The organism is Sphingomonas sp. HDW15A (genome assembly GCF_011301715.1).
In the GTDB taxonomy this organism is placed as follows: domain Bacteria; phylum Pseudomonadota; class Alphaproteobacteria; order Sphingomonadales; family Sphingomonadaceae; genus Sphingomicrobium.
This window is the reverse complement of sequence record NZ_CP049870.1, coordinates 2,059,990-2,070,984: the sequence shown is the minus strand read 5'-3', so window position 1 is coordinate 2,070,984 and position 10,995 is coordinate 2,059,990. Positions and strand designations below refer to the sequence as shown.

Here is a 10,995-nt window from a genome sequence, read left to right as displayed (position 1 = left end):
CAAACGGGGGAGAGGGGCCTCGCCTTCAGGCGGGCCCCTTTTTCTATGCGGCGTCGCGCTCGGAGGTGGCTTCGGCGGCCGCACCAAGGAGTGCGGCCCGCAATTTCTCGGCTTCTTCGGCGGTCAGCTTCCGTCCCTGGGCATTCGTGAGGTAGAACGTATCCACCGCGCGCTCGCCGTAGGTTGCGATGTGGGCCGAATGAACCTGGTGACCTTCCGTATGGATTGCCAGCGCAAGCCGGGCGAGCAGGCCGCTGCGATCGCGGGCATTCACCTCGACAACGGTTGTCCGGTTCGACGCGCGCGGAGCGACGATGACGGACGGCGCAATGTGGAAGGCCGCGCTTCGCGGCTCAAGCGGACCGGCCGATGGCGGCAGCGGTAGATTCTCCGATGTGATTGCCTTTTCGACGGCCCGGACCAGGCGGTTGCGCAATCGGCGGTCGGCATAGGCGAGGCGCTGGCTGTTGTGAACGAGCAAATTGTCCAGCGCCATGCCGTCGCGGCTCGTATGGATCCGCGCATCGATGATCGAAGCTCCGGCCGAGGCCAGCCCGGCGCTGATCCGGTAGAACAGTCCCACGCGATCGGGCGAAAAAATGCTGATCCGCGTTGCCGCCAGCTCCGGCTCGTCTTCTGCGATTACGCTCGGCTCCAGGTCGCCGATCCGGGCTTCGGCGTTCGCGATTTGCAGCGCGTTCGATTTCTGCCAGGCCAGGGGCTCGGCCAGCCAGTAACTCTCCGGCAGCCTTCGCGCATGCGCCTTCCAGGTGGCTGGCGGCCAATCCAGCTCTTCACGAAGCTCCTGCTGCCGAAGCGCGATCCGCTCGGATCGGCCGCGCTGCTTGTGGCCTAGTCGAAGGCGCTCCTCCGCCGAATCGTACAATTGCCGCAGAAGTCGTCGCTTCCAGTCGTTCCATGTGCCGGGCCCCACGGCGCGGGTGTCGACCACCGTGAGCATCAGCAGAAGTCGGAGCCGCTCAGGGCTCTGCACGGCCTCGGCGAAGTCGGCGATGGTGGTGGGGTCGCTGATGTCGCGCCGCTGCGCAGTCCGGCTCATGAGCAAATGGTTGCGAACGAGCCAGGCGACCGTCTCGGTCTCGGCCGCATCGAGCCCGAAGCGCGGGCAAAGCTCCAGCGCGATCTCGGCGCCAATCTCGCTATGATCGCCGCCCCGGCCCTTGGCGATATCGTGGAGCAGGACGGCGACGTAAAGCACGCGCCGCGATCCCAGCTGCCGGAACAGGGCGGTCGACAGCGGATGGTCCTTGGCCAATTCGCCGCGCTCGATCGCAGCCAGAAGGCCAATGGCCCGGATCGTATGCTCGTCGACCGTGTAATGATGGTACATGTCGAACTGCATTTGGGCGACGACTCGGCCAAAATCTGGAACGAAGCGCCCGAAAACACCCGCCTCGTTCATCCAGCGCAGCACCACATCCGGGTGGTTCTTGCAGGTCAGAACTTCCAGGAACAGCGCATTGGCCTGCGGATCGTCCCGCACACGATCGACCAGCCGGGCATCGCGCGCAGCGAGTCTCATCGCCTTAGGATGCACCTCCAGGCCTTCGCGTGCCGCTAGCGCGAAGAGTTCGATCAACCGGACAGGCTTTTCGGCGAGGAAATCATCGCCCGGAACCGACAGCCGCCCTCGATCGAGGCAAAAGCCGTTTAGCTTGCTCGGTCGCCGCCGGAACGTCGGGAGCGCGAATCGACGCCCGCGTGCGCCGAGCCGGTCGTCGAGCTGGGCGAGGAACACGCCGGTCAGGTCGCCGACTGCCTTCGCCTGCAGGAAGTAGAAGTGCATGAACCGTTCAACCGCCGATTTCCCCGGCCGCTCGGAGTAATGCATGCGTTGCGCGATCTGCCGCTGGTAGTCGAAGCCGAGCCGCTCTTCGTGCCGACCAGCCGCGAAGTGGAGGTGGCATCGCACGGCCCAGAAAAATCGTTCGGCCCGTTCGAACCGGCGATACTCCGCTTCACTGAATATGCACTTCTCGACGAAGCCCGAATTACTCTCGACGGCAAGAGCCTGCTTCGCGATCCATCTGAGTGTCTGGAGGTCGCGCAGACCGCCCTTCCCGTCCTTGACGTTGGGCTCGACAAGGTAGCGGCTGTCACCCATCCTGCGGTGCCGCTCGTCGCGCTCTGCCATTTTCGCTGCCACGAAGTCTCTGTCCTGCTTTTCCAAGAAGTCCTTGTCGAAGCGCTGTCGCGTCTGTTCGAACAACGATTGATCGCCCCAGATCCAGCGCGACTCCATGAATGCGGTCCGGACGCTGATGTCCTCCGCCGACGAAGCCAAGACCTCATCCGCGTCGCGGATGGCGTGGCCCACCTTCCAATCCATTTGCCACAGCAGGTACAGCGTTGCCTCGACGAGCGGCGCTAACGTCCCATGTGCGCCCTTCGGTACAAGGAATAGCAGGTCGACATCGCTATACGGCGCCATTTCGCCGCGCCCCGTTCCGCCCAGCCCGACAAGTGCAATACTCTCGTTTGGATCCCCCAGCGCGCCGCTGGCCGCGTCGAATGACAGTCGCACGATTTGGTCAGCGAGATAGGCCATGCTGGCCGCTGCCGTACGGCCCCGCGCAGGCTCCTGCGAAAGGCGTCGGGCAATTTCCCTTCTACCGTCGGCGAGCCCGGCCTTCAGGATGGCGCCGCGCGCGTTCCTATCGGCCTGCGCTAAGCGTTCGCCCACGGCTCGTCGGTCGATAATCGCTCGCCGGTCGGCGACGAGATGGAAGCGAGGGGCTGACATCGTGCCCGCACCCTAAAGCCAAGGCGCGGGTGCGAGAAGAGCGGCGGTCGTCAACCGGATCGCAACTTCGCCATGGCAAAGGGTGAGCGTGGAAAGATCGTCATCCCGCCGGCCGCATTACGGCAATCTCGAGGCGCTTCGCGGCATAGCGGCGCTTATCGTCGTCATGCATCATCTTTCGCTTCAGCCCGGCACTTTTCTGACCGGCAATCCCTGGCTGGCGCAGGGATGGCTGTTCGTTGACCTGTTCTTCGTGCTGTCGGGATTCGTCATCGCTTCCGTCCATATGGATAGCCCGGCGTGCGAAGCGACGGCCAAGGGATTTCTCATCCGGCGCTTTTTCCGGCTTTGGCCCCTGCATTTCGTGACTTTGGTCGCCGCGCTGGGGATCGACTTGCTTGGCGGTGAGGCAGCCAAGCCAGGTTACGGGGCGATGGTCGCTCTCAACCTGACAATGACGCACGCTTGGGGGCTTGTGCCTGGCAGTGTGCTCAATGGACCGAGCTGGAGCATCAGTGTCGAGTGGGCGGCCTATCTGCTGTTCGCAGGCGTTTGCTTGGCGACCGCCGATTTTCGCCGCCGTCTCACTACCATGGCGATGGTCGGTATTCTTTCCCTGATCCTGCTCCTGGTGTTCCGCGGCGGGTCGCTCGACGGGGATTTATCGCTTCGTCTGCCGCGTTGTCTGATGAGCTTTGCGCTCGGGGTGTTGCTGTGGGGCTGGGCAGGCGGCCGTGCGCCGCTGAGCCGCAGGTCTGCGGCGTATGGGCAGCTTGCGATCGCGGCGGCAATGGCCGCAGTCCTGCCAATCACCGCCGCAACGCCCGCTCTCGGCTTGGCCATTCCGCTCATGTCGGCGGCAATGGTCGCGATCATGGTCAGGGATTCCGGTTCGGCCGCCCGCTCGATATTGGAGCGTCCGGTGCCCCAGTGGCTCGGACGGCACAGCTATTCCATTTACCTGGTGCATATGCCCCTTTTCCGCTGGCTCTCGGAGGCCGGTGCGGATGAGCTCCCGCGAACCGCGTGGCTGGCCTTTAGCCTTGCTGCCCTGGTGGTCGTATCGAGCGTGACCTACCGGTTGGTCGAAGTCCCCTGGCGCGAGCGGGGCCGGACAATTTCGCGGCGCGCCGGGCAATCAGTCGCGGTCGGCGAGCATTCTCCGCAGGCTGTATAGCGCATCGAGCGCGTCGCGCGGGGTCATCCGGTCCGGATCGAGCGCGCTTATCGCTTCTGTCAACGGGTCGGAGGTTTCCTCGACCGGAGCGGTGTTGGCGAACAACGGAAGATCGTCGAGCCCGGCGGCGATCCCCCGGTCGCTTCACGGCCTTTCTCGAGCTTGGCCAAGACATCCTTTGCCCGTGCGACCACTGCCGGAGGCAGCCCGGCCAGCCGGGCGACGGCGATTCCGTAACTGCGGTCCGCGGCACCTTCCGCCACTTCGTGGAGGAGGACGAGATCACCCTTCCATTCGCGTGCCCGGACGTGGTGCAACGATAGAGCGTCAAGCCTTCCCGCAAGCCTTGTGAGTTCGTGATAGTGCGTCGCGAACAGGGTTCTCGCCTTGATGTGATCGTGCATCGCCTCGACCACCGCCCAGGCGATTGCCAGCCCATCGTAGGTCGAAGTTCCGCGTCCGATTTCATCGAGGATCACCAGGCTTTTCGATGTCGCCTGCGACAAGATTGCGGCAGTTTCCACCATCTCGACCATGAACGTTGAGCGGCCGCGGGCGAGATTGTCCGATGCGCCGACACGGCTGAAGAGCCGGTCGACCAGACCGATCCTCGCCCGGGCGGCCGGCACGTAGCAGCCGGCCTGCGCGAGGAGAACGATCAATGCCGTCTGTCTCAGGAAGGTCGATTTGCCGCCCATGTTGGGACCGGTGATCAGCCACAGGCGGTCGGACGGACCAAGCGAGACATCATTGGCGACGAAAGGCTCGCCCTGATCGGCAAGCGCGCGCTCGACCACGGGATGGCGGCCTCCATCGATCTCCAGGCAAGGCTGGTCGTCCAGTGCGGGAAGGGTCCAGCCTCCTTCGGCCGCGCGCTCCGCATTCGCGGCGGCAACGTCGATTCGGGCAACCGAGTCCGCAGTCTCCGCAATGGCGTCGCGTCGTCCGACCGCCAAGGCCACGAGCTCTTCCAGATGTGCGGCCTCGGCGGCGAGGGCATGAGCCCCGGCTTCTACCACCCGCGCTGCTTCGGCATGGAGATCGGGCGAATTAAAACGGACGACACCGGCAAGGGTCTGTCGATGCGTGAAGCCGCTATCCTCGCCCATCAGCCGGTCGGCATGCTTGGCGGGCACCTCGACGTGATAGCCGAGCACGGCGTTGTGCCGGATCCTAAGCGGAGCGATGCCGGTCGTTTCACGATATTTGGCTTCCAGCGCGGCGATGGCGCGGCGTCCGTCGGCCGCTGCAGAGCGGAGTGCGTCCAGCGCCGGGTCATAGCCCTCGGCAATATAGCCGCCCTTGGAAGTCTCGATTGGCGGGCTTTCGACCAAAGCGCTGGCCAACCGGTCCGTCAGGGCCGCGTGTCCGCCAAGGGTCGGAAGAATCTGCGTGAGGAGATCGGGCAGGGGGCCGCCGGCCTCCGACTCCTGCCGGAGAGAGGCTGCGGCGATCAGCCCCTCGCGTAGTTGGCCGAGATCGCGCGGGCTGCCGCGCCCCGCGACAAGGCGGCCGATGGCGCGCCCGATGTCCGGCATCGCCCGTAGTGCTTCGCGGATCCGGGCGCGCAGCGCGATGTTTTCGTGAAAATGCTGAACGACAGCCAGACGTGCTTCGATGCTCCGCCGGTCGGTTAGCGGTGCGGAGAGGTCACCGGCCAGCATTCTCCGCCCCGCGGCCGTGACGCAGCGATCGACTTCATGCCACAGGCTCCCGCGAACCTCGCCTTGCGCCGAACGACAGATTTCCAGGCTATCGCGCGTGGCATGGTCGATCACGACATGCGCGTTGCGAGCGATCCTTCGCGGCGCCGAGAGAAATGTCCCGGCATCCTTCTGGGTCGCCTCGAGATAAGCCAGGAGACCCCGGCTGCCGCCAGTTCGGCGCGACTCGGTTCCCCAAACCCGTCCAGCGTGGACACCGTAAACCGCGCCTTGAGCGCCCGCTCTCCGGCCAGGCTGTCAAAACCTCCCTTGCCTGCTCGCGTGGCAATCCCGGGGAGAGGCGAAGCGGAAATAGTCTCCGCGGGGTCGAGACGGGCAAGCTCGCTCTTCAGTTCGCCCGTTCCGCAGTGAACAAGCTCGAACCGGCCGGTCGAGATGTCGGCTGCGGCAATTGCCCATTCGTCGCCGGCCGAAGCGACGGCGGCCAGCCAATTGGCCATCGAGGGCGGCAGCAGCGCCTCCTCGGTAAGAGTTCCCGGCGTCACGAGGCGGACGATCGCACGTTCCACCAGGGCCTTCGATCCGCGCGCCTTGCGAGCTTCGGCCGGACTTTCGGTCTGCTCGGCAATGGCGACCGAAAAGCCGCCCCTGATAAGCCGGGCGAGATAGGATTCGGCGGAGTGAACGGGAACGCCACACATCGGCACCGGCTCGCCGCCGTCCTCGCCGCGCTTGGTCAAGGCGATGTCCAAGCAGGCCGCGGCGGCCTTGGCGTCGTCGAAAAAAAGCTCGAAGAAGTCGCCCATGCGGTAGAACAGCAACGCGTCGCCAGCTTCCGCCTTGAGGCGGTGATATTGCGCCATCATCGGCGTCTGCTTGGGCGGGTGTTGGTCGCTTCGAGCCATCAACGCCTTGCTAGCGCCAAAGCCGCGATCAAGCGAGGGTGACTCCTTGGCCAAAAGGCCGCTAAAGCGCTCGCCCAAGGAGAGCCACTTGAGCGAAAGCAACGTCAAATTCACTCGCGACGAAGCGATCGATTTCCATGCGCGCGGCCGGCCGGGAAAAATCGAGATCGTCGCTTCGAAGCCGATGGCGACCCAGCGCGACCTCAGCCTTGCCTATTCGCCGGGCGTCGCGGTTCCGGTCGAGGAAATTGCCGCCGATCCGTCGAGAGCCTACGACCTCACGGCGAAAGGTAATCTGGTCGCGGTCATTTCCAACGGAACGGCGATTTTAGGCCTCGGAAATTTGGGGGCGCTTGCCTCCAAGCCGGTGATGGAAGGCAAGGCTGTCCTGTTCAAGCGCTTCGCCGACGTCGATTCGATCGATCTTGAGCTCGATACGACCGACGCACAGCGATTCATCGAGGCGGTCGAGTTGCTCGAGCCGAGCTTCGGCGGAATCAATCTCGAGGATATTGCCGCGCCGGAGTGCTTCATCATCGAGCAGGCGCTGAAGGAACGGATGAACATCCCGGTCTTTCATGACGATCAGCACGGAACGGCGATCATCACCGCCGCCGGCCTGATCAACGCCTGTCATCTCACGGGCCGAGAGCTTGCCGACATCAAAGTCGTCGTGAACGGCGCCGGAGCGGCGGCCATCGCCTGTACCGAGCTTATCAAGTCGATGGGCGTCCCCCACCCCAACGTCATCATGTGCGACCGGAAGGGGCCGCTCTATCCCGGTCGCGAAGGGATGGACCAGTTCAAGTCGGCCCACGCCGTGCCGACCGAAGCGCGAAGCTTGGAAGAGGCGCTGGTCGGAGCGGACGTATTCCTTGGCCTTTCCGCAGCCGGCGCGCTGAAGCCGGAGATGGTCGAGGCCATGGCGCCCCAGCCGATCATCTTCGCGATGGCCAATCCCATTCCGGAAATTCTGCCGGAGGATGCCCGCGCCGTTCGCCCCGACGCGATCATCGCCACCGGGCGCTCCGACTATCCCAACCAGGTCAACAACGTCCTTGGCTTTCCCTTCATTTTCCGAGGCGCGCTCGACGTCCGCGCGACCGGGATCAATGACGAGATGAAAATCGCGGCCGCGAACGCGCTCGCTGCTCTGGCGCGCGAGGCGGTACCGGAAGAGGTGGCCGCGGCCTATGGGGGGACGAGCCACTCGTTCGGCCCCGACTACATCATCCCGGCGCCGTTCGATCCCCGGCTGATCGAGATCGTGCCGGTGGCCGTCGCGAAAGCGGCGATGGAAAGCGGCTGCGCGCAGCGGCCCATCAGCGACTTTGATGCCTATCGCCGACAACTTCGCGCCCGTCTCAATCCCACGGCATCCGCACTTAGCCTGGCGTTCGAGGCGGCCAAGGCCAATCCGAAGCGCGTACTGTTCGCCGAGGGCGAAGAAGAAAACGTTCTCCGCGCAGCCATCTCCTTCAAGGAAGGCGGCTACGGCATTCCCGTGCTGGTCGGACGCGAGGATGTTCATGAGCGACTGCGCGCCCTGGGCGTCGATCATCCGGAAGAGTATGAGGTTCTCAACAGCCGCAACTCGCCCCTCGTCGGACGGGCTGTCGACTATCTTTACGGCCTGAGGCAACGGCACGGGATGCTTCGCCGCGAAGCCGAGCGGATGGTGAATCAGGATCGCAACATCTTCGCAAGCGCGATGCTGGCCCTTGGCGAAGGGGACGCGATGATCACCGGTACGACCCGTCCCTTCAGCCAGTCGCTTCGCGAAGTTCGAACCGTGCTCGATGAGGCGGAAGGCACCGCGCCGTTCGGCATCAACGTCGTCGTCGGGCGCCAGCGCACGGTGCTGATCGCCGACACGGCGGTGACCGAGCGTCCCACGGCGGAGCAGTATGCGGCCATTGCCATCCGTTCGGCCGCTTTCGCCCGGCGAATGGGGCAGGATCCGCGCGTCGCCTTCGTCAGCTATACGACGTTCGGCAATCCACCCGGACGCCACATCGCCGAGCTTCGCGACGCAGTGAAGCTTCTCGACACCATCGTCACCGATTTCGAGTATGAAGGGGAAATGGGTCCGGACGTTGCGCTGACCTATGAAATGCAGCGCAAATTCTATCCGTTCAGCCGGCTCACAGGACCCGCAAACATCCTCATCATGCCGGGCCTGCAATCGGCCAACATTTCGGCCAAGCTGCTCCGAGCGCTCGGCGGGGAAAGCGTTTTGGGACCCTATCTGCTCGGCATGTCGCTGCCGGTACAGATTGCGCCGATGACGGCCGGCTCGTCGGACCTCGTGACTCTCGCAGTGCTTGCGGCAGGCGGCGCGGATTCGATTCGCAAGCCGAAGAAGGCCTAAAGCCGCTCGGCGCTCGACACGCTGTCGGCTGCGCGAAGCGCGGCAAGCAGCGAGTGCAGGTGGGCCAGATCGTCTACCTCGACGTTGAGGTGGAAGGTCTGGAAGCTGCCGTCGCGATGCGCGAGGTGAAGGTTGATGATGTTGGCGCCTTTCGCGCCCAGGATCCCCGCCATGGTGCCAAGCGCCCCGGGCACATCGCGCAGGATGACGCTCAATCGCGCCGTCCCGCCTTCGGATTCATCTCCCCACGCCAGGTCGAGCCAGTCGGCATCGATGCCGCTCGCCAGCTGGTCGCAACCGATGACATGAACCTCGATGCTTTCATCTTCCCGGCGCAATCCGACGATCCGATCACCCGGAATCGGGTGGCAGCATTCGGCGAGGTGGTAAGCGACACCGGGTGTCAGTCCCTTGATCGAAATGGCCTGACGCTGGGCCGAGGGCCGCGGCGCAATGTCGCTCCCCGCGGAGCCAGGCATCAGCGCCTCCATCACTTCCTCGTCGCTAATCCGTTTGCGGGCGATGGCCATCATCAGCGCATCGACGTCTTCCAGGTCGAACTTCGCGATCGCTCGACCAAGCGCCTCGGACGCGAGCGGCGCGGGCAGCCGACCGACGATCTCTTCATAGATTTTGCGGCCAAGCTCAATCGTCTCGTCGCGCTCCTTGTGGCGAACGAAGCGGCGGATTGAGGACCGCGCCTTGCCCGTTGCGACGAATCTCAGCCAGCTGGGCTGTGGATGCTGCGCCTCGGAGGCCAGGATCTCCACCTGGTCGCCATTCTCAAGAAGCGTGCGGAGCGGAACGACCCGACCGTTGACCTTGGCGCCGACGGTCTGGTCGCCAAGGTCAGTATGCACCGCATAGGCGAAGTCAACCGGCGTCGCCCCCTTGGGCAACTGGATGAGCTCGCCCTTGGGCGTGAAGGCGAAAATCCGGTCCTGGTACATCGCCATCCGGGTATGCTCGAGCAATTCTTCGGGACTGTCGGCGTGCTCGAGAATCTCGACCAGCTCGTCGACCCACGGCACATGCAGGTCTGCCGCGGGCTTGCCCTCCTTGTAGGCCCAGTGCGCGGCGAGGCCGCGCTCGGCCTGCGCGTGCATGTCCCGACTTCGAATCTGCACTTCGATCCGCATCTTCGAATCGTGGATTACGGACGTGTGCAGGCTTCGGTACCCGTTGCGCTTGGGGGTCGAGATGAAGTCCTTGAAACGACCGGGCACCATCGGCCAGCGCTCGTGAATGAGGCCAAGCGCGCGATAACAGCCCTCGACGCTATCGACGATGACGCGGAAGGCCATGACGTCCGACAATTGCTCGAAGCTGATGTGCCGTTCCGCCATTTTCTTCCAGATCGAAAAGGGATGCTTCTCGCGTCCCGTGACCTCGGCTTCCAGGCCGTGGTCGGCAAGATGCAGCTGGAGTCCAAGTCCGATCCTGCTGACGAGATCGCCGCCCGCCGCGTGAAGCTGGTCCAGCCGACGGGTGATCGAGGCATAAGCGTCCGGTTCGAGTTCGCGGAACGCCAGCGTCTGCATCTCGGTCATCATCTCGTACATGCCGATGCGTTCCGCCAGCGGCGCGTAGATATCCATTGTCTCGCGGGCGATCCGGCGGCGCTTGTCCTCATTCTTGATGTGCCGAAGCGTGCGCATGTTGTGCAGGCGGTCGGCGAGCTTGACGAGCAGCACCCGGATGTCGCCCGAAAGCGCGAGTAGGAACTTGCGCAAATTCTCGGCCTGGCGCTCGTTCTCGGACTGCGCCTCGATCTTGCTGAGCTTCGTCACGCCGTCGACCAGCCTCGCCACCGAGCTTCCGAACAGCTTCTCGATCTGCTCGTGGGTGGCGACCGTATCCTCGATCGTATCGTGAAGAATGGCGGTGACGATCGTCTCGTCGTCCAGTTTCAGGTCGGTGAGGATTCCCGCCACTTCGATCGGGTGGCTGAAATAGGGGTCGCCCGATGCGCGGACCTGGGCACCGTGCGCCTTCATCGAAAAGACATAGGCACGGTTGATCAGCGCCTCGTCGGCGTCGGGATCGTAGGCCCGGACCTTCTCGATCAGTTCATATTGCCGCAGCACGGTACTAAGATGGGGGCAGGGCTGCCC

The 10,995-nt window shown here is 64.3% G+C and carries 4 protein-coding genes and 1 pseudogene; 2 read left to right on the top strand and 3 right to left on the bottom strand.

Features of this window, described 5'->3' with window-relative positions; genetic code table 11:
• Positions 1–43: 43 nt before the first annotated feature.
• On the bottom strand, positions 44–2,764 hold the full coding sequence (locus tag G7076_RS10820; RefSeq protein WP_166202737.1) for a [protein-PII] uridylyltransferase: 2,721 nt from the start codon (positions 2,762–2,764) through the stop codon (positions 44–46).
• Positions 2,765–2,852: 88 nt separating this feature from the next.
• On the opposite strand from G7076_RS10820, the gene G7076_RS10815 reads away from it, so the two are divergent.
• Entirely contained in the window at positions 2,853–3,941 is a 1,089-nt protein-coding gene (locus tag G7076_RS10815) for an acyltransferase (RefSeq protein ID WP_166202735.1), read from the top strand.
• Here the strand turns inward: G7076_RS10815 and mutS are convergent.
• A pseudogene (mutS, locus tag G7076_RS10810) lies at positions 3,903–6,471 on the bottom strand (DNA mismatch repair protein MutS). The gene G7076_RS10815 and the pseudogene mutS sit on opposite strands and share 39 nt — an antisense overlap.
• A 127-nt stretch (positions 6,472–6,598) precedes the next feature.
• On the opposite strand from mutS, the gene G7076_RS10805 reads away from it, so the two are divergent.
• Positions 6,599–8,881 (top strand): NADP-dependent malic enzyme, encoded by a 2,283-nt coding sequence (locus tag G7076_RS10805; protein ID WP_166202733.1) that lies wholly within the window; start codon positions 6,599–6,601, stop codon positions 8,879–8,881.
• Here the strand turns inward: G7076_RS10805 and G7076_RS10800 are convergent.
• On the bottom strand, positions 8,878–10,968 hold the full coding sequence (locus G7076_RS10800) for a bifunctional (p)ppGpp synthetase/guanosine-3',5'-bis(diphosphate) 3'-pyrophosphohydrolase (protein WP_166202731.1): 2,091 nt from the start codon (positions 10,966–10,968) through the stop codon (positions 8,878–8,880). The two genes, G7076_RS10805 and G7076_RS10800, sit on opposite strands and share 4 nt — an antisense overlap.
• Positions 10,969–10,995: the final 27 nt, after the last annotated feature.

What these genes read in the sequence shown, in the direction of transcription:
- G7076_RS10820 (WP_166202737.1), bottom strand. Translation starts at nt 2,764, where the DNA reads ATGTCAGCCCCTCGCTTCCATCTCGTCGCCGACCGGCGAGCGATTATC.